Raw genomic sequence first — 25,020 nt, 5'->3', positions numbered from 1 at the left:
GTTATCGATGGAAAAGATGGATATAGTTAGAGGAAATGCTGTATTTATTTATGAGAAATGCTGCAGCTCCGGGATAAAAATGATAGCTGACAAAGTCAGAGGAGATATCAGTAAAGTCTTTGGAGATATGCCCGAAGTTATAGAATGCAGCGGAGAAATAAATCCTGATAACAGCAGGATAAATATATTTTTCGGACAGGTCGGTGAAAGTGAGGTCCTGAAAAAACTGATCCTTGATAAGACCATAGATGTGACAGAAATTGAGAATAAGAGAGAGGTTTATGGCTTCTTCGTATGTCCTGAAAAGAATATGATCATTATCGCCGGAAGCGATAAGAGAGGTACTATATACGGACTTTTCCATATTTCCGATTGTCTTGGGGTTTCACCTCTTGTTAACTGGTCTCTTGTTCAGCCAAAGAAAAGGGATAGTTTTACATTTTCAAAGGAAGATGAATTCATATCGAAAGAACCTTCGGTTGAGTATAGAGGTTTCTTTATAAATGATGAGTGGCCTTGTTTCGGCAACTGGTGTATGTCTCGTTTTGGTGGAGTAAATGCCGAAATGTATGAGCAGGTATTTGAGCTGCTTCTTCGTATGAAGGGTAACTATATGTGGCCGGCTATGTGGGCATCATGCTTTGCTGAAGATGGTCCGGGACTTTTGAGTGCCGAACTTGCCGACAAGCTTGGAATCGTTATGGGTCTTTCGCATCATGAACCTTGTCTGCGTCATGGAGAAGAGTATAGCCATGTCAGAGGTAAGGATTCTATCTATGGTGATGCCTGGAATTTTAGAACCAATAAGGAAGGAATCACAAGATTCTGGCGTGACGGACTTAAGAGAAACGGTCATCTTGAGAATGTTATCACCGTGGGAATGAGAGGCGAGAGGGATTCGACTATACTTGGAAGAGAAGCAACTCTGAAAGATAATATAGATCTTTTGAGAGACGTTCTCAAAACTCAGAATCAGCTTATCAGAGAAGAAGTGAATCCGGATCTTGATAAAGTTCCGCGAATGATTGCTCTCTATAAAGAAGTTGAAGCATATTATTATGGTGATAAAGATACAGAAGGTCTGAAAACATCTGAGGACCTTGATAATATTATACTCATGCTCTGCGATGATAATCATGGATATGTAAGAAGTCTTCCGGATGAAGAAATGAGACGCCATAAAGGCGGATTCGGAATGTATTATCATTTTGATTATCACGGAGATCCTATTTCATATGAATGGATCAATTCCACATATCTTCCTCTTGTAAGAGAAGAGATGTCTACAGCATATGAGCATGGGGTTAAAAAGTTGTGGATCGTAAATGTTGGTGATCTTGGATTACAGGAAATGCCGCTTTCTTATTTCATGAGTCTTGCTTATGATTTTGATAAATGGAGTGGCGCGGATAAGGAAAAACTTTATCTCAGAGATTGGATGGAAATGCAGTTCGGCTGTGCGTTTTCAGAGAAAGAACTGGACTGTCTCACCGATATTTATAATAGATATACAAGGCTTATCAATAACAGAAAGCCTGAACATATGAGTGAGAATGTTTACCATCCTCAGAATTATTATGAAAGCCTGAAAGTTCTTCATGAGGCAGAGGAGATTGAAGAACTTTGCAGAAGTCTCGAAGAGAAATGCCCGAAGGAGTATAAGGATGCTTATGTAGAGCTGATTTCTTATAATATTCTGGGCGGAATGAATCTCGTTAAAATGTGGATTTACAGAGGATTTAATCATTATTTTGCTTCAATCGGCGCCTGCGTTGCAAATGATTTTGGCGATAATGTTAAACGTGCTTTATCTATAGACGAAGATTTGAAAGGAATATTACATTCGGCTGCTGACGGAAAATGGAACGGCTTCGGACTGGCACCACATATCGGATTTAAAAACTGGAATTCGGAAGAAGCTGCAAATCCTGTTATTGAAACAGTCATTCCGGTAAAAGGACCTAAGCTTGTTGCAGGACTTGTAGGAGAAAAAGGTTCTTCAGCAGGAATGGAATGGACCGGAAAGAAACTTTATATCAAAGAGTTTTTTGAAGGAAATGGATTAAATGATAAACAGTCAGCAAAGATTTTTGTTGCATTAACAGGCGATGAAAAGACGGATTATAAGATAATTACTTCTTCGAAATGTATAACGGTAAGTGAAGAAGAAGGATATGTTTCGCCGGATAAATCTTTATCATATATAACATTATCGGTAGATAAAAAAATGTATGATGAAAAGGACGGATATCCGACAGTTTCTGTTATTTATGCAGAAGGAAAGATCGATTTTGTCGTTATGCCGGATGTGATAAGTGATGATATCCTTTCGGAAGCAGAGAAGATAAAAGCGGATAAAAAACTGGACAATATTTGCTTTACTAAAAAGGGTATCGCTGTTCTCGATGCAGAACATTTTGCATATCAGAAGTTCCGGGGAAGCAATAAGTTTATTACAGTAAATGATCTCGGACGAAGAGAAAGTGCGGTGAAGTTATCCGATACTGTCGGTAAGGCTGATGCGGAGCTTGGCTATGCATTTTATATTACAGAGCCGGGGGAATATGATATTACATTTCAGCTTCTTCCGACGCATGCATTTTCATTTGGAAAAGATATTAAATTTGCATATGGCATAAATGAAGAAAGTACAGTTGAACTGGATATCATTTCTGAGGATTTTAAAGAAGGCGTTGTCAATAAATGGTCAGAGGAAGTGCTGTCACATACAAGACTTGTGCATTGCAAGGCCGGATTAAATAAGGGGCTGAACATTGTAAGATTTTACGGAGTTTCATCCGAAAATGTTCTTGAAAGGATCATTCTTGTGAAAGAAGATAAAGAGCTTCTTCCTTCCTACCTTGGTCCTGATGAAAGTGAAGTTTTGTAGTAAGACAAAAAATATCAAAAGAGTTTGGAGTGATCGAATGAAGATATTGGTTTATAGTGGGGCGCTCACAGAGAAGCATAAAGAGATGATAAGTGAGGCTGCAAATAAAGTCGGTGCCGATCTCTGCTTTACGGAAAATGCAAATGAAGTTCCTGAAGGCTATGAAGATACGGAAATAGTTTATGGATACGGCATGAATATTATCGGAGCAGATAATATAAGAATGCTTCCGAATCTTAAATGGATAAGCATAACCTCAGCAGGTGTTGATTATCTTTTTAAACCGGGATTATTTAAAAATGAAGATGTCATAATCACCAATGCATCCGGTGCTTATGGCGTAAGTATAGCTGAACATATAATAGCTGTTTCTCTTATGATGATGAGATCTCTTACGTATCATTACAGTGAATCTTCCAATGGAAGATGGGCGAATCTTGTTATGCAAAAGTCGTTAAAAGATTGCAGGATAACTGTTCTTGGTACCGGAGATATCGGAAGTACATTTGCAAGAAGGGCGAAAGCTTTTGAGCCGGCAGTGATTACAGGAGTTTGCAGAAGCGGAAAATGCGATGATCCCGTATATGATGAAGTTTTCTCGATAGATCATCTCGATGAGATACTTCCTTCAACAGAGTTACTCGTTATGAGCCTTCCTGCAACCAAAGAAACCGAAGGAATCTTATCAAGGGAGAGAATAAATCTTCTTCCTGAAGGAGCATATATCGTCAATGTGGGAAGAGGATCTGCCATAGATGAAGATGCACTTTATGATGCACTTCAAAGCGACAGACTCGGAGGTGCAGCTCTGGATGTATTCAGAAAAGAACCGCTTCCTTCCGAAAGTAATTTATGGAATGCGAAGAATATTCTTATTACACCGCATTCGGCAGGAAATCTTACATTACCATATACAGTGAATAGAAATGTTGAACTCTTCTGCGAGAATCTACTGAGATATGCAGAAGGAAATAAAATGAATCATGTAGTAGATAAAAACACCGGATATTGATTCGGTGTTTTTGCTTTAAAAAATCAATCGACATTTTTAGAGAAGAATTCGGGATGGTCGAGTACCATCTGAGAACTTCTCTGGAATCCTCCGGTGATATGTCCTGTGATGACTTTCTCAAGAGAATCCCAATCTTTATTTATCAGATTATCAAGTATCTCAACATGCTGTTCATATAAAGATTCCATCGGGTCAGAGTTATATTGAACCAGCAGTGTTCTGAAACGCTGATAGTGCTGATTCAGAGAGTAGATGGACTGCCATACTCCACGCCTGTTGGCAAGTGCATATAAAGCACTGTGGAAGGCATTATCAGATTCTGTAAATTCCAAAATGGAAAGAGATGTATGTTTTTTCTTTATGATCCTTGCCTGTGTTGCAAGAAGCTGCTGAAGAGGAAGAAGTTCATTCAAACCATAGTTATGTTTAAATAATTCTCTGAATATAGCCAGCTCGAGAGACAGACGAATGAAAATGGTATCAGATACTTTGTTGAGATCGATCAATGATACATAACTGCCTCTTTGCGGTTTAACTTCCAGAAGATCTTCGCTTTCGAGTTTTTTGATGACATCTCTTATAGGAGTTCTGGATACTTTATATTTCTCACAAAGTTCCATCTCACTTATCATAACTCCCGGTTTTAAATCGAGATGAAGGATATTCTTTTTAAGGTCCTCATAAATTGCTTCGTTGAACATACATGCCTCCAATGTATACATTAATATGATTAAACCATAAAATGCGATATAAATCAAGGGCATTTAAGGGATTGACACTTGTATACAAGTAGTATATGATGCTTATATAAAATAGGATCGGAGGGTCTACTATGAAGATGTCATTTCGCTGGTACGGAACCGGCAACGACAGTATAAAACTTTCTGAGATCAAGCAGATTCCCGGAGTGACAGAGATAGTCTGGGCATTGCACAGCAAACAGCCGGGAGAAGTTTGGACAGTTGAAGAGATAAAAAAAGTTAAAGATGAGCTGGATGAATATGGGTTTGGCATGGCGGTTGTTGAATCGGTTAATGTGCATGATGATATAAAAACTGCCGGACCGGGACGTGATAAGTATATAGAAAATTATAAAGAGACGCTTAGAAATCTCAGTCAATTCGGAGTAAAAGTTGTTTGTTACAATTTTATGCCTGTATTTGACTGGACAAGAACCGATCTTTTTCATCCGCTTCCGGATGGATCTACAGCATTATATTACGAAAAAGATAAGATCAAGCAGGATCCGGAAGAGATGGCTGAGTATATTCTCAGTGAGACAAAAGGATATACCATGCCGGGATGGGAACCTGAGAGAATGGCTCATTTGAAGGAGCTTTTCAAGGTATATGAACCTGTTGATAAAGAGACATTATGGGATAATCTTAAGTATTTCCTGGAAGAGCTTATGCCTGTTTGTCATGAAACCGGAATAAAAATGGCTATTCATCCGGATGATCCACCATGGGATATTTTCGGACTTCCAAGACTTTTGGTTGATGCCGAATCGGTAGACAGATTTTTGAAAATGGTAGACGATCCATATAACTGCCTTACATTATGCAGCGGTTCTCTTGGCTCAAATCCGAAGAATAATGTGGCTGATATTGTAAGAAAGCATGTGGACAGAATAGCATTTGCGCATATAAGAAATGTTAAACATTTTCCAAATGGAGATTTTAGCGAGACATCACATAGAGACTGCGACGGAGATGTAGGAATACTTGATATCATAAAGGCTTATCATGACGGCGGTTTTGATGGCTATATAAGACCGGATCACGGAAGACATATCTGGGGCGAAAAATGCAGACCGGGATATGGCCTGTATGATAGGGCACTTGGAATAATGTATATACTGGGTGTCTGGGATATGCTTGATAAACTCAAAAAGTAGTATTGAAAAGAATAAGAGGCTCCGGAAATATGGATAAATATATTAAAAACGATAATTTCATAAATGATGATTTTCTTCTTGAAACGGAAGAAGCTAAAGTTTTATTCCACAAATACGCAAAGGATATGCCCATCATAGATTATCACTGTCATATCGATCCAAGTGATATTGCTTGTGACAGAACATATGACGATATTACTGATTTATGGTTGTCGGGCGATCATTACAAGTGGAGACTTATGAGACAATGCGGTATAGATGAGGATCTGATTACCGGAAATAAACCAAAAGAAGAAAGATTTAAAGCTTGGATCACTGCGCTGGAAAAGTCTATTGGAAATCCTTTATATCACTGGAGTCATCTTGAACTTAAGAGATACTTTGACTGTGATATGCCGATATGCACGAGTAATGCGGATGCTATTTATAAAAAGTGCAATGATATTTTAAAGAGCGGAAAACTTTCTGCAAGAAAGATAATCGAAATGTCGCATGTTGAGGTTATAGGAACAACAGATGATCCGACAGATGACCTTAAGATGCATGAAGAGATTTTAGCGGATGGAACTTTTAAAACAAAGTGCATACCAACCTTCAGACCTGACAAGATTCTTCTTATAGGTGGAAATGATTTTACTGATTACATTTCAAAACTTGAAGAAGTCAGTGGTAAAAAGATTACAGACATTACTGCATTAAAAGAAGTTCTTAAAGACAGGATGGAATATTTTAATAACCATGGTGCAAGATCAAGCGACCAGAGTCTTGGATATTTCCCATGCACTTTGATAAGTGATGAGGAACTGGAAGAAATATTCAGAAAAGCGCTTAATGGAGAAAGTCTTACAGACATCGAGGTTGATGGATACAGAACCATGATAATGATGTTCCTTGCTGAAAATTATTCCCGTCTTGGATGGGTTATGCAGCTTCATTTTGGAGTGGTAAGAAACAGCAACAGGAAAATGTTTATGAAGGTCGGCAAAGACAGTGGTTTCGACAGGATAGACAGCGGTTCGGATATCGAATCATTGGGAAGATTTCTTGATGAACTGGATTACAGAGATATACTTCCGAAAACGGTTTTATATAGTCTAAATCCAATCATGAACCGCTCACTCAGTGTGCTTTCGGGATGCTTCTTTGAAAAAGGAATTGCAGGAAAAGTTCAGCACGGAGCTGCGTGGTGGTTCAATGACAATAAAAGCGGAATCTGTGATCATTTAAGATCTATTTCCGAGCAGGGTGTACTGGGGACATTTATAGGTATGCTTACAGATTCAAGATGTTTTCTGTCATATACCAGACATGAATATTTCAGAAGGATACTTTGTAATTTTATAGGAAATATGGTCGCAAACGGCGAACTGTATTGGGACGAAGAATTAATCGGGAAGACAGTTTCAGACATCTGTTACAACAACGCCTTACATTTCTTTGGTCTGTAGGTAGATTTCTGAGGAATATGAATTAGGAGAGATATAAATGAATATTTTGGATGAAATACATAAGATAGGGATAATCCCTGTAGTTGTGATAGATGATATAGATACAGTTGTTTCCCTTGCTGAGGCACTTATAGCAGGCGGACTTCCTGCAGCGGAAATAACATTCAGAACCGATGAAGCAGCGGAAGCCATAAGGATCATTACAGAAAAATTCCCTAAGATGATAGTGGGCGCCGGAACGGTTCTTACAAAAGAGCAGGTGGATGAAGCTGTAAAGGCAGGAGCACAGTTTATTGTAAGTCCGGGATTTAATCCTGAGGTCGTGGAATATTGCATCAGTAATGATATAGTTATTCTTCCCGGATGTTCATGCCCGAGCGATATAGAAAAAGCTATTTCCATGGGACTTGAAAATGTAAAGTTCTTCCCGGCTGAACAGCTTGGCGGAATAAAACTTCTGAAAGCAATGAGTGCACCTTACAATAAAATGAAATTTATGCCGACAGGAGGCCTGGAGATCGATAATCTCAGTCCTTATCTTGAGTCATCGAATATCATAGCTTGTGGCGGAAGCTTCATGGTTAAAAAGGAATATATTGCCAAGGGAGATTATGAAAGCGTAGTTAATGAGACAAAAAAAGCGGTTGATCTGATGATTCGGTTTAAGTTTAAAGAAGTTATGATCAATGACAGTAAGCAGGAATATATTTTCGAAAGTCATAATCTTGAGAGAGCTGTATTTCATCTTGAAAGACGCGGAGTGCTCTTTAATAAAGACAGTTTTATTATGAATAACGGAAAGCTGGAAAGTGCAGTAACTGCCGATGGTGGAATGCGACTTATCCGTATCAAATAATGTGATCTTAAATATGTATTCTGATATGTTTCAGGATCACATTCAGATAAAAATTGCTTATTTATTTTAACCGGTTTTGAACCGAAATCTGCATTTAAGAAGGAAGTAAAATGAGATTAAGTTACGATAATATTTACAAAGAAAAAGCGTTTTGGGATGAGAGAAATATCATCGTCCCAAATTATGATACCAAAGTAATAAAGGGAAATACGAGGAAGAATCCGCAGTGGCTTCATTTTGGTGGCGGTAATATCTTCCGAGGTTATATAGCCTGTCTTGCGGATACACTTATCGAAGAAGGAATCATGGATACAGGTATCATAGCAACTGACAGTTTTGATGATGAGATATTTGAGAAGGTTTATCAGCCATATGATAATCTCGCTCTTCTTGTTGGACTGAGAAGAAGCGGCGAGAAGTATTTACGAGTTATCGGAAGCGTTGTTGACGCAGTAAGTGCTGTTGGTGAGAAGCAGAAAGACTTGGCTGAAATAGCAGTAAAGCCTTCTCTTCAGATGATTTCATTTACGATTACAGAGAAGGGTTACGCTATAAGGGGACTGGACCGAGGCATCCTTCCGATGGTTGAGGCGGATATCAAGGCGGGACCTCAGAATATACAGTTATCTGCCATGGGAGTTGTTACGAGTCTTTTATATAAGAGATTCAAAAATGGCATGTTGCCGATTGCACTTGTAAGTATGGATAATTGCAGTGAGAATGGTAAAAAGCTTCAGGAAGCTGTGCAGTTTATCGCAGAAGAATGGAAAAAACTTGGATTTGTCGAGGATGAATTTATCACATATTTAAGTGATAAAAGCAAAGTTTCATTTCCATGGAGTATGATCGATAAGATCACTCCGAGACCTGATCCGGAAATAACTAAGGAACTCAGTGAAATGGGCATTGAAGATATGGACCCGGTACTCACTTCGAGGAAGACATTTATAGCGCCGTTTGTAAATGCTGAAATGCCGCAGTACCTGGTTATCGAAGATGATTTTCCGAACGGAAGACCTGATCTTGCAAAAGCCGGAATATATCTTACAGACAGAGAGACAGTAAACAGAGTTGAAAGAATGAAAGTAATGACATGTCTTAATCCTCTTCATACAGCTCTTGCAATCTTCGGATGCCTTCTTGGATTCAAAAAGATTTCCGATGAAATGAAAGATGTGGATTTAAGAATGATGGTTGAAAGACTTGGTGTCAAAGAAGGACTTCCCGTTGTGACAAATCCGGGTATCATAGATCCGAAGAAGTTTTTGGATGAAGTCATGACCGAAAGACTTCCGAACAGTTTTCTTCCGGATACTCCGCAAAGAATTGCCACTGACACAAGTCAGAAGGTTTCTATAAGATTCGGAGAGACCATAAAAGTTTATGATGAGAAAGGTCGCACCGGAGAATTAAAAGTCATTCCTCTCGTAATAGCTGCATGGTTAAGATATCTTATCGCCGTTGATGACTTTGGTGAAGTTATGGAACTTAGTTCGGATCCAATGTTAAATGAATTAAGAAGAAGGCTTAGCGGCATTAAGATCGGTACAGATATTTTTGCAGAGGAAAATTTTGGACTTTTAAGTAATGTGAGAGAAATACTCGGCAACAGCAAACTTTTTGGAGTTGATCTTGTAGCAAATGGCATGAATGAATTGATTGAAGAGCGATTTAATTATATGATAGGAAATATAGGTAGAGTCAGAAGTGCGCTTCATGAAACTGTCATAATGAAATAATTAAAGTCGGGAGAGAAATATGAATACTGTAAGAAGAGCTGTAAAAGAAGATATTTCCAGAGTTTTGGAATTACTGGTTCAAGTAGATATGGTCCATCATAACGGAAGACCGGATATTTTTAAGGGACCTGCAACCAAATATAATGCTGAGGAACTTGAAAAAATTTTCGGGGATGATACTACACCGGTTTTTGTATGCGTAAATGAAGACGATGTTGTGATGGGGCATGCATTCTGTATTCATCAGCAGCATGTTGGAGACTCTGTCCTGACTGATATAAAAACTTTATACATTGATGATATATGCGTTGACGAAGAATATCGTTTCAAAGGAGTCGGAAAGGCACTTTACGATCATGTACTGGAATATGCAAAGGGCGAAGGATTTTATAATGTCACATTAAATGTATGGACATGTAATCCTTCGGCCATGAAATTCTACGAAGTGATGGGCATGAAACCTCTTAAGGTTGGAATGGAACAGATACTGTAAGATAACTTTTGAGAGGAAGTATCATATGAACGCAGTTGATGCATCGGTGAAAAAGACCAGGGGCAGGATGGCCTTTTGGGACAATATCAAATTCTTGATGATCATACTCATGGTCATAGGGCACTTTTCAGATGAGCAGGTAAGAAATTCAGATATATGTAAAAGCATATATCTTTTTCTCTATGCGTTTCATATGCCGGTTATGATTTTTATTTCCGGGATGTTCTATAAAAGAGAGTATGCTTTCAGGAAGATCGCATTTTATCTGACATGCTGGATATCTTTAAGGGGTGCTCTTTATCTTGTTGAGAGGCTTACAGGAAAAGACACGGAATTCATACTGTTTACAGATCAGGGGATTGCGTGGTTTTTCTTCGCCCTTGCAGCATTTTTACTTGTCTTATTCTTGTGTGCAAAAGTGAATAAGATTTTTCTTTTGATCGCATCTTTGGTTCTCGCGTGTTTTGCGGGATATGATCAATCAATAGGTGACTTTTTATACCTTTCAAGAATAATAATATTCTTTCCTGTATTTTTGCTTGGTACACTTTTTAAACCTGAGCAGGTACAGGATTTTATGATGCAGAAAAAAAAGATCATCATTCCGGTGGGCATTATCCTGCTTTTAATATGGTTTTCTTTGTGCTTTTTTAAGCTGGACAGCTTTTATATCTACAGACATTTATTTACGGGAAGAAACCCGTTCTCAAAAGATGTTATAAGCTATGGGCCTTTAGCAAGGTTTATGTGCTATGTTATAACATTTCTTACCGGTTTCAGTGTGATAAGTCTGATTCCTAAAAAGAGGATCCGGATCGTTTCAGAATTCGGAAAATATACCATAAATGTATATTTCTGGCACTGGATCATTTTCATGATACTGGACAAAATATTTTTAATAAAAGATCTTTATACTCAGTCAGCCTTCGGCAGAATAGTATTCTTCACACTGCCGGTTCTTATAGGCATTTTGATCATGTGGATCAAATTATTTGATCAGCCTGTGAAATTAATCCGTAAAATAACAGATAAAATAAGATTCTAAATTTTTAAATGATGTGTTTGACAAATAAAAAATAACATGTTATATTGTCAGTGGTTAGGTATAACTAACACAAAATAGTTATATCTAATATCCTGGTTTTATCAAAGTAGGCTAAGTACTTAGCCGATACGTAGTCATAAATGCATTAAGAGTACCGGGATATATAATGATTATCCGGTTGCTCTGGAAAGGATTTTTAATGAGTAAAGTAGCAGTTGTTTTTTGGAGCGCATCAGGTAACACAGCAGCAATGGCAACAGCAATAGGGGATGCGGCTGCCTCAAATGGAGCTGAAGTAGAATACCTTGCGCCGGCTGATTTTTCGTCAGCAAAAGTTGGGGACTATGATGCTATAGCATTTGGATGTCCTGCTATGGGTGCCGAGGTTCTTGAAGAAGTTGAGTTTGAGCCTATGTTTACTGAGGTTGAAGGCTCGCTTAAAGGAAAGAAGATCGGACTTTTTGGCTCATACGGATGGGGTGATGGCCAGTGGATGAGAGACTGGCAGGAAAGAGCAATCGCATCGGGAGCAAATCTTGTGATGGACGGTGTGATGGCAAATTATACACCTGATGAAACAGCATTAGGTGAGTGTGCATCGCTTGGCGCTGCATTAGCACAGTAAATATATTTAAGATAAGGAGATAGATTATGTATCTTGAAATTGAAAAAGTCATAGGACGTGAAATACTTGATTCCAGAGGAAATCCTACTGTTGAGGCAGAGGTATATCTTATTGACGGTACAGTGGGCAGAGGAACTGCACCAAGTGGAGCGTCAACCGGTGAGTTCGAAGCTCTTGAACTTCGTGATGGAGATAAAAGCCGTTATCTTGGAAAAGGCGTGGAGAAGGCGGTTAATAATATAAATACAATCATAAACGACGTCCTTGTCGGACTTGATGCATCAGATACATATGCTGTTGATGCGGCAATGATAAAAGCTGATGGCACAAAAGATAAATCAAATCTTGGTGCAAATGCAATTCTTGCAGTTTCTATCGCTGCGGCTCGTGCAGCTTCTATAGCTCTTGATATTCCTCTTTACAGGTTCCTTGGAGGCGTTCAGGGTAACAAGCTTCCTGTTCCTATGATGAATATCTTAAATGGTGGTGCTCATGCGGACAGTGCAGTTGATACACAGGAATTCATGATAATGCCTGTAGGTGCTCCTTCATTTAAAGAAGCACTCAGATGGTGTGCTGAAGTATTCCATAAGCTTAAGAGTCTCATTAAAGATATGGGAGATGTTACAGCTGTTGGAGATGAAGGTGGATTTGCACCAAATCAGTTAAAGAGTGATGAAGAGGCTATTGAGAAGATCCTTGAGGCTATTAAGGCAGCGGGATTTGAGCCTGGCAAAGATTTTATGATCGCCATGGATGCAGCTTCATCAGAATGGAAGAGTGAGAAAGGAAAAGGATTCTACAAGCAGCCAAAGTCAGGTAAGGAATTTACATCAGATGAGCTTATAGCTCATTGGGAATCGCTTGTAGATAAATATCCTATTATCTCTATAGAAGATGGTCTTGATGAAGAAGATTGGGAAGGCTGGCAGAGAATGACAGAAAAGATAGGACATAAAGTTCAGCTTGTAGGAGATGATCTCTTCGTTACCAATACAGAAAGACTTTCAAAGGGTATTAAACTTGGAGCAGGAAATTCAATCCTCATCAAGCTTAATCAGATCGGATCGGTGTCTGAGACACTTGAAGCCATCAAGATGGCGCGCAAGGCTGGTTATACAGTTATTTCATCTCATCGTTCCGGCGAAACAGCAGATACAACCATTGCTGATCTTGCGGTAGCGCTTAATACTTGTCAGATCAAGACAGGAGCTCCAAGCCGTTCTGAGCGAGTAGCAAAATACAACCAGCTTCTCAGAATTGAAGAAGAACTCGGAGCATCAGCTGCTTATCCGCAGATGAATGCCTTTAATGTTAAAGGCCGATAATTAAAACCTCGTTTATATTAATTATTTTTTGCATATCTAAATTAACTTTGGTAGATGGTATGAGTGATCAATCAGTATTATCAGGGCACAAACTGATCATCATTTATACTCAAAATATATAATCCTTACTTCTTAAGAGGGCATTATGAGAGGGCATTCTCGTAATGTCCTTTTTTTCAAATATAAAAAGGTTTTTTCTACAATACAACATTTCCACAGATGATTTCACTCGGTGCGATAGGGAAATAGTAGAACAAAAAAGTACAACAAAAAAGTACAATGATAAGAAAATATGATTAGACATATAAAGCATGATGTGGTATCTTTGTGCGCGTAAGAAAACAGTATTTGATGGAAAGGATGTTTGTTTTTAATGTTAAATCAGTTTTCAAGAACGCAGCTTCTTTATGGTGTAGATGCTATGAAACGTCTTGCATCAAGCCGTGTTGCGGTATTTGGTATCGGTGGAGTCGGAGGATATGTAGTTGAGGCACTGGCAAGATCCGGTGTTGGAGCTCTTGATCTTATAGATGATGATAAAGTTTGTCTGACCAATATAAATAGGCAGATCATTGCAACCCATAAAACAATAGGAAAGTATAAAGTTGATGTAGCTGAAGAGAGAGTGAAAGATATTTCACCTGATTGTGAAGTCAGAACATATAAGACTTTTTATCTTCCTGAAACTCAGGATCAGTTTGATTTTCGCGAATATGATTATGTGGTTGATGCGATAGATACAGTCACAGGTAAGTTAACTATCATAGAAAATGCAAAGCGTGTGGGAGTTCCTGTTATATCATCAATGGGAGCAGGTAATAAAGTTAATCCTGCAGCATTTGAAGTAGCAGATATTTATAAAACTTCAATCTGTCCTCTTGCCAAAGTCATGAGAAGGGAATGCAGAAAAAGAGGTATTGATTCTTTAAAAGTTGTTTATTCCAAAGAGCCACCGGTGCGTCCATTAGAAGATATGTCCATCAGTTGCAGACAGAACTGTATATGCCCTCCGGGAACTGCAAGAAAATGCACAGAGAGAAGAGACATCCCGGGTTCAACCGCATTTGTGCCATCAGTTGTGGGACTCATAATCGCGGGCGAGATTATAAATGATCTTTGCAAAGGTTATAGAAAAGATGAAATAAATTAATCCAAAAGAATTTAAAGTCGGTATTTATACCGGCTTTTCTTTTAAGTATAAATATCTTTAAGGGGTTTGATGAGGGTGGAAAATATGTTATAAATAAAGTGGCATATAAAAATGTTAAAAATCACCTCAAATAAGATGCCATACGGGAGGGCTTATATGCTTACTTATGATCTGTCCAATAAAACAGGACCTTTATATGTTTATTTATATCAGAGTCTTAAGAAGGATATATCTGAGGGCAGGATCCTGCCCGGGACAAAGCTTCCGTCGAAGAGAACATTTGCAAATAATCTTGGTGTCAGTACCATAACAATTGAAAATGCATATGGGCAGCTATAGCAGATTACCTTTATCCATATATGTCCGACTCATCATTTTCCGACAGGTATAACTATGCCGGTAAGCAGAAGATATGAGCTTCTTACGTGGGCAAATGAGAAAAAGGGAAGATATATAATCGAAGATGATTATGATAGTGAGTTCAGGGTAAATGGCGTGCCGATTTCTCCGTTTTTCAATATTGATTCAAGCGAGAAAGTTATTTATATGAATACATTTTCAAAGTCTCTGGCACCGACTATCCGAATCAGTTACATGATACTTCCGGAGCATCTTCTGAAAAAATATAAAAAGGAACTGGGATTTTACTCATGTACAGTTCCGACGTTTGAGCAATATACTTTAGCATCATTTATTTCCAAGGGATATTTTGAAAAGCATATAAACAGAATGAGGATTTACTATGGCAAGAAAAGAAAGGCACTTATTGAAAACAATGAAGCTTGTATATATTGAACCAATTATCATGGCGAATCGTTTATCATTATGGATTAATTAACATGCAGGAACGTTATCATTACGGATTAATTAACATGCATGAACGTTATCATTATGGAACAATTATTATTCAGAAACGTTCGTCATAACGATTGTTTATCATGCATGAACGTTCATCATAACTAATTGTTGGCAGAAAAGTGTGGAGAATTACAGGAGGACTTACCAGATGAAGAACAAAGATTACGAAGTACTGCTTTTTGACTTGGACGGAACCGTTACAGATTCCGGCCCGGGAATTATGAAAGGATTTGAATATGCAATTAATAAGATAAAGGGTGAGGATTTTGAAAAGGGGAATCTTCGTCGATTTGTAGGACCACCTTTGGAGAGTTCATTTAGTGATATTCTTGGATTTGATGAGGATGAAACCAAAAGGGCTGTTGAGACTTACAGAGAATATTATTTTGATAAGGGTATTTATGAAAATGAAGTATATGAAGGGATTGAAAAAATTCTCGGCGAGCTGAAGGGTAGAGGAAAAAAGCTTTCCATCGCTACTTCAAAGAATACAAATGCAACGGAAATAGTTCTTAAATATTTTGATCTGAATAAATATTTTGATTTTGTAGCAACATCAAATTTTACTGACAGAAAAACAAAATCGGATGTAATAAGATATGCGCTTGATCATTTTAGCGGCACTGATAAAAGTAAAATCTTAATGATAGGCGACAGGCTTCATGATGTAAATGCAGCAAATGAAATAGGTCTTGATTCGGTTGGTGTTCTCTGGGGTTATGGTGACAGAGAAGAATTGGAAAAAGCAGGTGCCACATATATTATTGAAAAGCCGGAAGAGCTAATGGACATATATTGATCATTATTATAAAAACTGTCATAAACATAAATATAAATTCTTAACATAATGGTTTAAATGTGGTAGAATGAATGAGTAGTCAGACACTTTTGGGGAAAGGGTCTAAATGGACTGAAAATGATTAGCGAGAAGGGAGTATGTGCAAATCTTGGACTCGCTAAATTATCGGAAGAGGTATCTGTTATTTCGGAGGAATTTCGTCCGGGTAAGAGCAGGAAATTTTCTGATTAGGAAGTTAAAGCACGACTGAAATCTATATGGGAGATGTACAGTCATGTGGCTGAAGAAATAAGACTTTATGAGGAGTCTTGTGAATAAAAGGTTATTGGGATTTTAAGGATGAAGGAATTATAGAACATACTTATTGATTTGGGGTTTAACTGAAATACTTGGGGGGATACTGAATGGGGTTACTGGCTGATAAAGAAGGAACAACTCCTGAACAGAAGCAATATCTGGGCCTTCCGGGAGCATGGGCACTTGCATTCGGGTGCAGCGTCGGATGGGGCTCTTTTGTGATGCCGGGAACAACATTTCTTCCAATCGCAGGTCCAATCGGTACTGCTGTCGGCCTTAGTCTTGGCGGCTTTGTTATGCTTCTTTTGGCCGTAAATTATCATTATCTTATGAACAAATACCCTGATGGAGGCGGAACCTATACATATACCCAAAAAGCTTTTGGATATGATCAAGGATTTCTTAGTGCATGGTTTTTGATCCTGACTTATATCGCAATCATTTGGGCAAATGCAACTGCATTACCTCTTATAGCGAGAACATTGTTCGGGAACGCTTTCAGATTTGGTTATCTCTATGAGATAGCAGGTTATTCCTCAATAGAGAACGTGAACGTCGGATGGGAAAGAACATAATGGCATGGCTATAACAAAGAATCTTGTGGAGATATTTGATACTATGGCCCGATTGATCAAGCAGCGGGCTGAGGAGGGGGTGAACAAAAATGAAGATGAATAAGAGACTTAAGCGAGTTATAGTATTTTTCCTGTTATTTATACTCGCGTTTAATTACATACCCCCATCTTCTGCATCTGCTGCAAATGTAGATCATAAGGTGGTTCGTGTCGGATGGTTCGATTCATCATTCAATTATTATGATAAGTTTGGACGTCGATGCGGAATCGGATATGAATACCAGCAGAAGGTTTCAGCTTATACAGGCTGGACATATGAATATGTAGAAGACAGCTGGCCTAATCTTCTTCAGATGCTTAAGAATGGTGAAATCGATCTTTTGAGTGATGTTTCCTATAGACCGGAACGAGAGCCGTATATGTTGTATCCGGATCTTCCTATGGGTACAGAATCATATTATATCTACATTGATGATGAAAACAGAAAGGTGAATTCTGCCAATCCTAAGTCTGCGGAAGGCATGCGTATCGGTGTAAATAATGAAAGTATTCAGGCGGAATTTCTAAAGGAATGGGCAGGCAGATACGGTGTAAAAATCGATATAGTTTTACTGAATGGAGAAGAAGATGAATCGATGAAGATGGTAGAAACCGGTGAGCTTGACGGCTATGCTGCTATTTATACATTCGATTCAAAATATGATGCTATTCCTGTTTTCAGAATCGGTGGTTCGGACTATTTTTTTGCTGTAAATAAAAACAGATCGGACCTTCTGGTAGAGTTAAATATGGCATTGTCACAGATACAGGATGAGGATCCGTATTTCAACCAGAAGATAACAGAGGACCGTCTTTATGGTGAGAGAACCAATGCTCTTCTTTCTCCGAATCATGAGGACTGGATCAAGGAGCATGGCCCGATACGTATAGGATATCGTGATGATTATCTTCCTTTCTGTGATATGGATAATAAAACAGGCGAGCTGACAGGAGCTTTGAAGGATTATCTGGCACATGCTGAAAATAGCCTTAACAGCATACATATTCAATTTGAAACTATAGCATATGAGTCGACTGATGACGCTGTAGAGGCTCTTAAGGCCGGCGAAGTAGATTGTATTTTCCCTGTATATTTCAGTACATATGATGCCGATAAAATGGAGATAAGACTGACGAACCCGGCAATGAAGACGGAAATGATCGCTATTATGCGTTCGTCGGATAAACGTGTTCTGTCGGAATACAGTGATTTAACGGTAGCGGTAAATGAAGGAATGAGGAATATCGAAACCTTCATTATGGACATGTATCCTTCGGTTAAAAGAAAAACGTTTCCGGGACTTAATAAGTGTTACAAAGCGGTTGCAGATAAAAAAGCAGATTGTGTTCTTGTCAGTAGTTACAGGATACCTGCTGCGGAGAAAACCTTGAATAAGTACGATCTCTGTACTGTTCCGACAGGTGAATCGGTGCCACTTTCATTTGCAGTTAAAAGGTGGGATTCGGAGCTGTATTTGATCATGAATAAAACAGTTCTTACTACAAAGACTGAAGAAATGGATGCTGCTCTCGCGTCATACATGCAATTTGATCGGAATGTAACGGTAGATGAGTTCATTAAGGAAAACTGGATCCTGGTTATGGCGATACTTATAGTTGTGTTTACCGTTATAATAATTCTTTTGATACAGAAGATAAAAGCGGATAAAACTGCCAGCGATCAAAGAAGGATGTTGGATGAAGCGGCGGAGGTTGCGGACCTTAAGCAGACGATCTCTTCTCTTCTGGATAATATGCCGGGAATGAACTTTACCAAAGATGCTGAAACCGGAGAATATCTTGCCTGCAACCAGGCTTTTGCTGCATATGCACAGAAAAAAGATCCGTCGGAAGTAGTAGGACTTAAGCCGACTGACATATTTGATGAGGAAAGAGCAAAAAGGTTTATGGAAGATGATAAGGTTGCTCTTTCAATGGATGAGCCTTATATATTCTTCGAAGATGTTTATGATGAATATGGAAATGTAAAACAGATCAAAACAACTAAGCAGAAATATGTTGATGCAAACGGCAGGCTTTGTGTACTTGGTATATTCCTTGATGTAACGGATTCATTCCGTATCTCAAGAGAAAATTCAAAAACCAAAGAGTCTTATGAGAAAGCACGAAGTACGGGACATATCGTAACTCATATAGCCCAGACTCTTGCTCGTGGATATACAGAACTTTATTATATCGATCTGAATACTGAAGAGTTTATAGAATATCGTACCGATGCTGAAACCGGAAGTCTTTATGAGGCCAGACGTGGATGGCATTTCTTTGAAGAGTGTCAGGATGAAGCGGATTTATATGTATATCCGGAAGATCAGGATTTTTTCAAGAACGGTTTTGACAGGAAGACTCTTTTAGCAACCCTTGATAGGGACAATACATTTATGATGACCTATAGACTTAAGAGTGAGAATGGTCCGGTTTATACCAGTCTTAAGGTTACAAGAATGCAGGATGATGACAGATTTATCATTATCAGCGTTACTGATGTTGATGAGCAGATGAAACAGAGAAATGCTATCCAGAAGATTCAGGAAGAGCAGATTGCTTATAATCGTATAAGCGCTCTGGCCGGAGATTTCATCGGTATTTATGTTATTGATCCTGAGAACGGACATTACCGTGTGCTTAGTTCGACAGTCGGTTTTAATGCATTTGATATTCCGCCGGAAGGTGATGATTTCTTCACCGCTTCAAGGCAGGAGTCTATCAATGTTGTATTCTTAGACGATCAGAGCAGATTTCTTTCTGTAATGACAAAGGAGAATGTTGTTTCGGAGGTTGAACGTAACGGTATATTTACACTGAGTTACAGACTGGCAACAGATGGCGAGCCGCGATATGTACAGATCAAGGCTGCCATGGTTGAAGAGGAGGAAGGCCCTCGTCTTATAGTCGGTATAAATGATATAGATGCTCAGGTTCGCCAGGAGGAGGAATATGGCAAACGTCTTGCTCAGGCGAGAATAGAGGCAAATATTGACGCACTTACAGGCGTTAAGAACAGAAATGCGTATCGAGTTTACGAGGAGCGTCTGAATGCACAGATTGAAATGAATCGTGCGCCGGAATTTGCTATCGTTATACTTGATGTAAATGATCTTAAGACAGTTAATGATACCTTAGGACATAAAGCAGGTGATCAGTATCTTCGTGATGCTTGTAAGGTCATTTGTACAATATTTAAGAGAAGTCCTGTATTCCGAGTGGGAGGAGATGAATTCTGTGTTCTTGCTCAGGGAGATGATTATGGACGACTTGATGAACTTGTGGAATTGATGAACGAACATAATGATGAAGCAATCGAGAACGGAGGAGTCGTAGTTGCGCTTGGTGTTTCAAGATACAAACAGGATTCCAAAGTTGCTTCGGTTTATGAACGTGCTGATCAGAGGATGTATGAGAACAAGAGTGGTTTGAAAGCAAAAAAGAAAAATAGGGGATAGATAATATATGTATTATTCTACAATCGGTCTGTTAGCGCTTTTGGTACTCATAATAGTTAACTGGGATATTCTTCGCAATTTTAAATTATCAGAAGATAAACCTGCGTGGAATGTTTACAGGAGATTTCTGTTCGTAGTTATTGCATATTATGTAACAGATATTCTATGGGGTGTCCTTGATGCCAATAAGCTTGAAACAGCATTATTTTTCGATACAACTGTACATTTTGTGACTATGGCAGTCGGTATATCTTTCTGGGCTGAATATACTGTAGCATATCTTGATGATAAGAGTGTATTCGGTAAGATTCTTGTAATAGTTGGACGGATTATTGCAGGACTGATAATCGTATTTACTGTGACCAATATGTTTATTCCGGTACTCTTCAAGGTTAGTGAAGACTGTGTCTACAAAGCGCTTCCTTGCAGATATGTGTTGTTGTGCCTGCAGATATTGATGCTGTTCAGTATATCGGTCTATGCATTTCTTCGTATGTCTCATGTGAAAAAAACGGATGATACAATGGTTCGATATAAGATTTTGGCCGCCTTTGGAATTAGCATGGCAACACTTTTATTGTTTCAGCTTTTCTTCCCGCTTCTTCCGGTATATTCAATCGGATATATGTTGGGCACCTGTATGCTTCATTCATTTGTTGCTGAGGATGAGAAGGGATTATATAGAAAAGAGCAGGAGGAATCAAAGAAGATAACCGAACTGAAGGATAGATTTGTATCGTTGCTTGATAATATTCCGGGTATGACTTTTACAAAATATGCGAAGACAGGCGTCTATATAACATGTAATAAGGGGTATCTTAATTATACCCAAATCAAATCTCAGGAAGAGTTAGTAGGACGTACCGATGCGGATATATTTGACTCTGAGACGGCGGCGCATTTTGTGGAAACAGACAGAATAGCTATGTCGCTCAGCAAACCGTATATTTATTATGAAGATGTTCTGGATGTTGCAGGAAACAGAAGACAGTTGCAGACTACAAAACTTAAATATACTGATACAGCCGGTAATCTTTGTATTCTCGGTATATGCCAGGATGTTACCGATATGGTTCGAATACAGCATGAACAGGCTATGACACAGGAAGCCTATGAGAAAGCGGTGAATAACGGAACTATGTATACCAGTATCGCGCAGACTTTGGCGAGAGATTACAATGATATGTATTATATCAATACGGATACCGAGGAATACATAGAATATGGTAATGCTGAGCAGAACCGGTCGCTTTCGGAGATAAGACGAGGATGGCATTTCTTCAGTGACTGTAAGATGGAAATGGCTGAGAAGGTTTATGAAGATGATAGGGATGGATTTCTTCTTGCAATGAATCGTAAGAATCTTATGAAGGCTCTGGATAGAAAAGATACCTTTATCATGACTTATAGGCAGATGGAGTCAGGGGAACCTGTTTATGTTAACATGAAGATCTCCCGTATGGAGGATGAAAAATATATCATCATAGGTATAACAAATGTGGACTCAGAGATCAAAGAGACAATGAAGAAAAATGAAACTCTTATTGAGGCTCTTGAAGCTGCTGAGCAGGCAACAAAAACCCAGACAATGTTCCTTTCGGGAATGGGACATGAACTTCGTACACCGCTTAATGCCATCATCGGTTTATGTAGTCTGTCTCAGAAAAAGAATAATCTTGATGAAGAGACAAGAAGATATATGGAGAAGATTGAGGGCAGTGCAAATAATCTTCTTGGACTGATCAATAACATTTTAAATATAAGTCGTTTGGAATCCGGTAAGATAGTACTTCATAATGAAGAATTCTCTCTCGGTTCGATGATAGAACAGATCAATACTTTGATGCAGACCGAATGCAATAAAAAAGGTCTGACATATAAATGTGATGTAAAAGAGCATACATACGGTCACTACATCGGTGATGAATTTAAGATTAAAGAAGCACTCATCAATATTTTATCAAATGCGGTTAAATTTACCGAGGCACCCGGTGAGGTTACATTTACGATTGAAAAATCGGCTGAATTTGATAATGAATCTACGATTAAATTCATCGTAAAGGATACGGGAATAGGCATTGAGAAAGAATACCTTCCTAGAATATTTGATGCCTTCTCTCTTGAAAACAGCAGTTACAGAACAAAGTACGGAAGCAGTGGTCTTGGACTCGCTATTACAAAAAAAATTGTAAATGTGATGAATGGCTCCATAGAAGTTGATTCGGAAAAGGGGCATGGGGCAGAGTTCAGTGTTACTATAACTTTACGTAACTGTGAATCTAAAAAAGCGGATTACAGTCAGGAAATCAATCTTGAAGAGATTTATGTACTCATTGTTGATGATGATCCTATCGAGGCAGAACATGCAAGAATGGTACTTGAAGAGGTGGGAATCAACGCTGAGATATGCTCAAGCGGTCAGGAAGCATTGAACAGAATGGAGGTTCAGCATGCTAAACAGACTCCATACAATCTGATTCTGATGGATTGGAATATGCCGGGAATGAGTGGTATGGAGACTGCTGCTGAGATCAATAAGCTATATAATGAAGAAAGTGTTGTTGTAGCAATGACGGCGTACAGCTGGGATGATATTCATGAGGAAGCACGTAAGGTGGGGGTAGATAATTATCTTTCAAAACCACTGTTTGCCACAAATATCATCAAGAATATTGAGAGAATAGCAAGTCGTTGTAATAAATCAATTTTCAAAGAAAAGAAACAGGCAAATCTTAACGGGCGCCGTATCCTTCTTGCTGAGGATGTCGATATAAATGCAGAAATCATGATCGACTCTTTAGAGATGGAAAATATAATGACTGACCGTGCGGGAAATGGTAAAGAAGCTGTTGAGATGTTTGAAAATAGTACGGAAGGAATATACACAGCTATCCTTATGGATGTTCGTATGCCGGAAATGGACGGACTTGAAGCAACAGAGAAGATCCGCTCATTAAACAGGCCGGATGCCAAGAGAATACCGATAATAGCTCTTACGGCAAATGCATTTGATGAAGATATTCAGCGTTCTATCCAAGTAGGAATGAATGCACATCTAAGTAAACCTGTTGAAGCAGAACAGTTGATAAAGATACTTGGTGAACTTATCTATGCAGCGGAAATGCAGTAGGAAGCAGTAAGAGAGAACAACAAAAAATCCAATAAATAATATAGTAAAGAGCTCCCTGTTACGGTTATATTTTGCAACCGTAAAGGGAGCTTTATTTCTTTATTCCCAGAATAATTCGTCAAGAGTTTTGTTGAGTGCCTTGCATATGCTGATACATAGATTAATTGTTGGATTATAATCGCCTTTTTCTATTGCGTTGATGGTTTGCCTTGAAACTCCGACCATTTTTGCAAGCTGCTCCTGTGAAAGATCGAGAGCAGCTCTGGCAGACTTAAGCCTCAGATTCTTCATTGGCTTCACCTCTCTTGTCAATGATTCTTTTTATTATCATTTCTAATACAATTATTATTCCTAACGATCCGACAGCAAGGTTAAGAACGTTTAATTGTAATTGGTCATCTTTTACAAGTTTATTGTTATGTATTGCAGTATAACCAAGTAAAAGATTAAAAATGCTTGTTGAAAGAATTATAGATAAGCATTTTTTGAATTCCGAATTAAGTTGTACATAAGCATTATGCCAGATACAGTAACTGACATGGATGAGGATTCCAATAAGTGCCGGTCCGGTGAACAGGAATTGATTAAAAAACTTTCTTGAACTTTCAGTTGTGACAAATGGGATTGCGCAGTAGATGATAAGTGTTGAATAAAAAGCAAACATATAACCGCGCCCTCTTTGGATTTTCTGTCTTTCATCGTATTTCGGAAGAGTGGATCCATCATTATTTACAGACTTAAGCATTACAATTGATAATACAATTGAAAGCAGGATAATTAACATGATTATTATTCCGATTTCCATATCATGGCCTCCTTTATAAATACTAATTTCTTCACAACGTTGTATGATTAACGTTTTTACAATGAGTTCTAAATCATATAAGTTATAAACAATGCGAGTCATAAAAAGATTGGATAATGCGCTTATCTTAGACATATAGTATGACATCATATTCATAATGTCAAGTATATATTACATTTTGTCACAATTGAGGAGGTTGACGTTGAGGTTGAGGTGAGGGCGGTAAATAGCAACCCGAGAGTCCCGTTTGTACTCCAAGAATCCCATTTTGTAAATGAGATTCCCCTTTTGTAAACGAAAATCCCGTTTTGTAATCGAGATTCCCGAGTTTTCATATTTACCTTGACATGATATAATGCGTTCAGCAGAAAAAAGTGTATAAGAAACCAGAGATCAATTCCCTCTCGAAATTTTTGTATTCGGAGAATCCATCCCTGTGTGGATAGTTTGAAGTTGGTTCCTCTGGCGGCTTAAGCAAGTTTTTCTGTTACTTTTTGAGAAGTTTCGGCTTTAAGACGATGTTCTCGGCGGCAACCGGTGAACATCCGAGTTTCTTAAGCAGTTCTTCTCCGT

At 38.5% G+C, this 25,020-nt stretch carries 19 protein-coding genes and 1 pseudogene; 17 read left to right on the top strand and 3 right to left on the bottom strand.

The genetic code is table 11. The features are described from left to right. Positions 1-7 precede the first annotated feature (7 nt). Entirely contained in the window at positions 8-2,890 is a 2,883-nt protein-coding gene (locus B5D25_RS06695) for a glycosyl hydrolase 115 family protein (protein ID WP_078787194.1), read from the top strand. A 37-nt stretch (positions 2,891-2,927) separates the two neighbouring features. Next, entirely contained in the window at positions 2,928-3,902 is a 975-nt protein-coding gene (locus B5D25_RS06690) for a D-2-hydroxyacid dehydrogenase (protein WP_159444102.1), read from the top strand. Between the two features lie 23 nt (positions 3,903-3,925). On the opposite strand, the gene B5D25_RS06685 is transcribed toward B5D25_RS06690, so the two are convergent. Beyond that, a complete protein-coding gene (locus B5D25_RS06685; RefSeq protein ID WP_159444101.1) occupies positions 3,926-4,603 on the bottom strand; it encodes a GntR family transcriptional regulator in 678 nt (225 codons plus the stop codon). A 131-nt stretch (positions 4,604-4,734) separates the two neighbouring features. On the opposite strand from B5D25_RS06685, the gene uxuA reads away from it, so the two are divergent. The 15 genes and pseudogenes from uxuA (at position 4,735) to B5D25_RS06615 (ending at position 23,642) form a co-directional block, all read left to right on the top strand. After that, entirely contained in the window at positions 4,735-5,799 is a 1,065-nt protein-coding gene (gene uxuA / locus B5D25_RS06680; RefSeq protein WP_078787191.1) for a mannonate dehydratase, read from the top strand. 29 nt (positions 5,800-5,828) lie between these two features. Then, on the top strand, positions 5,829-7,247 hold the full coding sequence (gene uxaC, locus B5D25_RS06675; protein WP_090168519.1) for a glucuronate isomerase: 1,419 nt from the start codon (positions 5,829-5,831) through the stop codon (positions 7,245-7,247). Positions 7,248-7,284: 37 nt separating this feature from the next. Further along, the gene (gene eda / locus B5D25_RS06670; RefSeq protein WP_078787190.1) at positions 7,285-8,103 is read left to right on the top strand and encodes a bifunctional 4-hydroxy-2-oxoglutarate aldolase/2-dehydro-3-deoxy-phosphogluconate aldolase; all 819 of its coding nucleotides are present in this window, start codon (positions 7,285-7,287) and stop codon (positions 8,101-8,103) included. Positions 8,104-8,213: 110 nt separating this feature from the next. Then, complete coding sequence (locus B5D25_RS06665) at positions 8,214-9,842, top strand: mannitol dehydrogenase family protein (protein WP_078787189.1); 1,629 nt, start codon at positions 8,214-8,216, stop codon at positions 9,840-9,842. A gap of 19 nt (positions 9,843-9,861) precedes the next feature. Further along, complete coding sequence (locus B5D25_RS06660; RefSeq protein ID WP_078787188.1) at positions 9,862-10,335, top strand: GNAT family N-acetyltransferase; 474 nt, start codon at positions 9,862-9,864, stop codon at positions 10,333-10,335. 25 nt (positions 10,336-10,360) lie between these two features. Then, positions 10,361-11,380, top strand: a complete 1,020-nt coding sequence (locus tag B5D25_RS06655) for an acyltransferase family protein (protein WP_078787187.1) — start codon at positions 10,361-10,363, stop codon at positions 11,378-11,380. 199 nt (positions 11,381-11,579) lie between these two features. Further along, complete coding sequence (locus B5D25_RS06650) at positions 11,580-12,005, top strand: flavodoxin (RefSeq protein WP_078787186.1); 426 nt, start codon at positions 11,580-11,582, stop codon at positions 12,003-12,005. 23 nt (positions 12,006-12,028) lie between these two features. Beyond that, positions 12,029-13,333: a phosphopyruvate hydratase gene (gene eno, locus B5D25_RS06645; RefSeq protein ID WP_078787185.1), complete on the top strand. Its 1,305-nt coding sequence runs from the start codon at positions 12,029-12,031 to the stop codon at positions 13,331-13,333. A 373-nt stretch (positions 13,334-13,706) separates the two neighbouring features. Beyond that, positions 13,707-14,483, top strand: a complete 777-nt coding sequence (locus B5D25_RS06640; RefSeq protein WP_078787184.1) for a tRNA threonylcarbamoyladenosine dehydratase — start codon at positions 13,707-13,709, stop codon at positions 14,481-14,483. Positions 14,484-14,639: 156 nt separating this feature from the next. Further along, positions 14,640-14,822 (top strand): GntR family transcriptional regulator, encoded by a 183-nt coding sequence (locus tag B5D25_RS13240; protein WP_176755930.1) that lies wholly within the window; start codon positions 14,640-14,642, stop codon positions 14,820-14,822. Positions 14,823-14,834: 12 nt separating this feature from the next. Next, positions 14,835-15,254: pseudogene (locus B5D25_RS06635) on the top strand (aminotransferase class I/II-fold pyridoxal phosphate-dependent enzyme); the annotation flags it as partial. A gap of 235 nt (positions 15,255-15,489) precedes the next feature. Next, positions 15,490-16,140, top strand: a complete 651-nt coding sequence (locus B5D25_RS06630) for an HAD-IA family hydrolase (RefSeq protein WP_078787183.1) — start codon at positions 15,490-15,492, stop codon at positions 16,138-16,140. A 404-nt stretch (positions 16,141-16,544) separates the two neighbouring features. Further along, the gene (locus tag B5D25_RS06625) at positions 16,545-17,012 is read left to right on the top strand and encodes an APC family permease (RefSeq protein WP_078787182.1); all 468 of its coding nucleotides are present in this window, start codon (positions 16,545-16,547) and stop codon (positions 17,010-17,012) included. Positions 17,013-17,101: 89 nt separating this feature from the next. Continuing rightward, positions 17,102-20,512, top strand: coding sequence for a diguanylate cyclase domain-containing protein (locus B5D25_RS06620; protein WP_078787181.1), 3,411 nt, complete (start codon positions 17,102-17,104; stop codon positions 20,510-20,512). 7 nt (positions 20,513-20,519) lie between these two features. Continuing rightward, positions 20,520-23,642: a response regulator gene (locus B5D25_RS06615; RefSeq protein ID WP_078787180.1), complete on the top strand. Its 3,123-nt coding sequence runs from the start codon at positions 20,520-20,522 to the stop codon at positions 23,640-23,642. 99 nt (positions 23,643-23,741) lie between these two features. On the opposite strand, the gene B5D25_RS06610 is transcribed toward B5D25_RS06615, so the two are convergent. Next, positions 23,742-23,933, bottom strand: a complete 192-nt coding sequence (locus tag B5D25_RS06610; RefSeq protein ID WP_078787179.1) for a helix-turn-helix transcriptional regulator — start codon at positions 23,931-23,933, stop codon at positions 23,742-23,744. Beyond that, a complete protein-coding gene (locus tag B5D25_RS06605) occupies positions 23,914-24,447 on the bottom strand; it encodes a hypothetical protein (protein WP_078787178.1) in 534 nt (177 codons plus the stop codon). Before B5D25_RS06605 ends, B5D25_RS06610 begins: the two co-directional genes overlap by 20 nt. Positions 24,448-25,020 lie beyond the last annotated feature (573 nt).

Origin of the sequence: Eubacterium ruminantium, from assembly GCF_900167085.1 — a bacterium.
Taxonomy (GTDB): Bacteria; Bacillota; Clostridia; order Lachnospirales; family Lachnospiraceae; genus Eubacterium_Q; species Eubacterium_Q ruminantium.
This window is presented reverse-complemented; position numbering and strand designations above follow the sequence as displayed.

What these genes read in the sequence shown, in the direction of transcription:
- B5D25_RS06640 (WP_078787184.1), top strand. Translation starts at nt 13,707, where the DNA reads ATGTTAAATCAGTTTTCAAGAACGCAGCTTCTTTATGGTGTAGATGCT.
- B5D25_RS06620 (WP_078787181.1), top strand. Translation starts at nt 17,102, where the DNA reads ATGAAGATGAATAAGAGACTTAAGCGAGTTATAGTATTTTTCCTGTTA.
- uxaC (WP_090168519.1), top strand. Translation starts at nt 5,829, where the DNA reads ATGGATAAATATATTAAAAACGATAATTTCATAAATGATGATTTTCTT.
- B5D25_RS06615 (WP_078787180.1), top strand. Translation starts at nt 20,520, where the DNA reads ATGTATTATTCTACAATCGGTCTGTTAGCGCTTTTGGTACTCATAATA.
- uxuA (WP_078787191.1), top strand. Translation starts at nt 4,735, where the DNA reads ATGAAGATGTCATTTCGCTGGTACGGAACCGGCAACGACAGTATAAAA.
- B5D25_RS06665 (WP_078787189.1), top strand. Translation starts at nt 8,214, where the DNA reads ATGAGATTAAGTTACGATAATATTTACAAAGAAAAAGCGTTTTGGGAT.
- B5D25_RS06655 (WP_078787187.1), top strand. Translation starts at nt 10,361, where the DNA reads ATGAACGCAGTTGATGCATCGGTGAAAAAGACCAGGGGCAGGATGGCC.
- eda (WP_078787190.1), top strand. Translation starts at nt 7,285, where the DNA reads ATGAATATTTTGGATGAAATACATAAGATAGGGATAATCCCTGTAGTT.
- B5D25_RS06690 (WP_159444102.1), top strand. Translation starts at nt 2,928, where the DNA reads ATGAAGATATTGGTTTATAGTGGGGCGCTCACAGAGAAGCATAAAGAG.
- B5D25_RS06610 (WP_078787179.1), bottom strand. Translation starts at nt 23,933, where the DNA reads ATGAAGAATCTGAGGCTTAAGTCTGCCAGAGCTGCTCTCGATCTTTCA.
- B5D25_RS06685 (WP_159444101.1), bottom strand. Translation starts at nt 4,603, where the DNA reads ATGTTCAACGAAGCAATTTATGAGGACCTTAAAAAGAATATCCTTCAT.
- B5D25_RS13240 (WP_176755930.1), top strand. Translation starts at nt 14,640, where the DNA reads ATGCTTACTTATGATCTGTCCAATAAAACAGGACCTTTATATGTTTAT.
- B5D25_RS06695 (WP_078787194.1), top strand. Translation starts at nt 8, where the DNA reads ATGGAAAAGATGGATATAGTTAGAGGAAATGCTGTATTTATTTATGAG.
- B5D25_RS06605 (WP_078787178.1), bottom strand. Translation starts at nt 24,447, where the DNA reads ATGGAAATCGGAATAATAATCATGTTAATTATCCTGCTTTCAATTGTA.
- B5D25_RS06660 (WP_078787188.1), top strand. Translation starts at nt 9,862, where the DNA reads ATGAATACTGTAAGAAGAGCTGTAAAAGAAGATATTTCCAGAGTTTTG.
- B5D25_RS06625 (WP_078787182.1), top strand. Translation starts at nt 16,545, where the DNA reads ATGGGGTTACTGGCTGATAAAGAAGGAACAACTCCTGAACAGAAGCAA.
- B5D25_RS06630 (WP_078787183.1), top strand. Translation starts at nt 15,490, where the DNA reads ATGAAGAACAAAGATTACGAAGTACTGCTTTTTGACTTGGACGGAACC.
- B5D25_RS06650 (WP_078787186.1), top strand. Translation starts at nt 11,580, where the DNA reads ATGAGTAAAGTAGCAGTTGTTTTTTGGAGCGCATCAGGTAACACAGCA.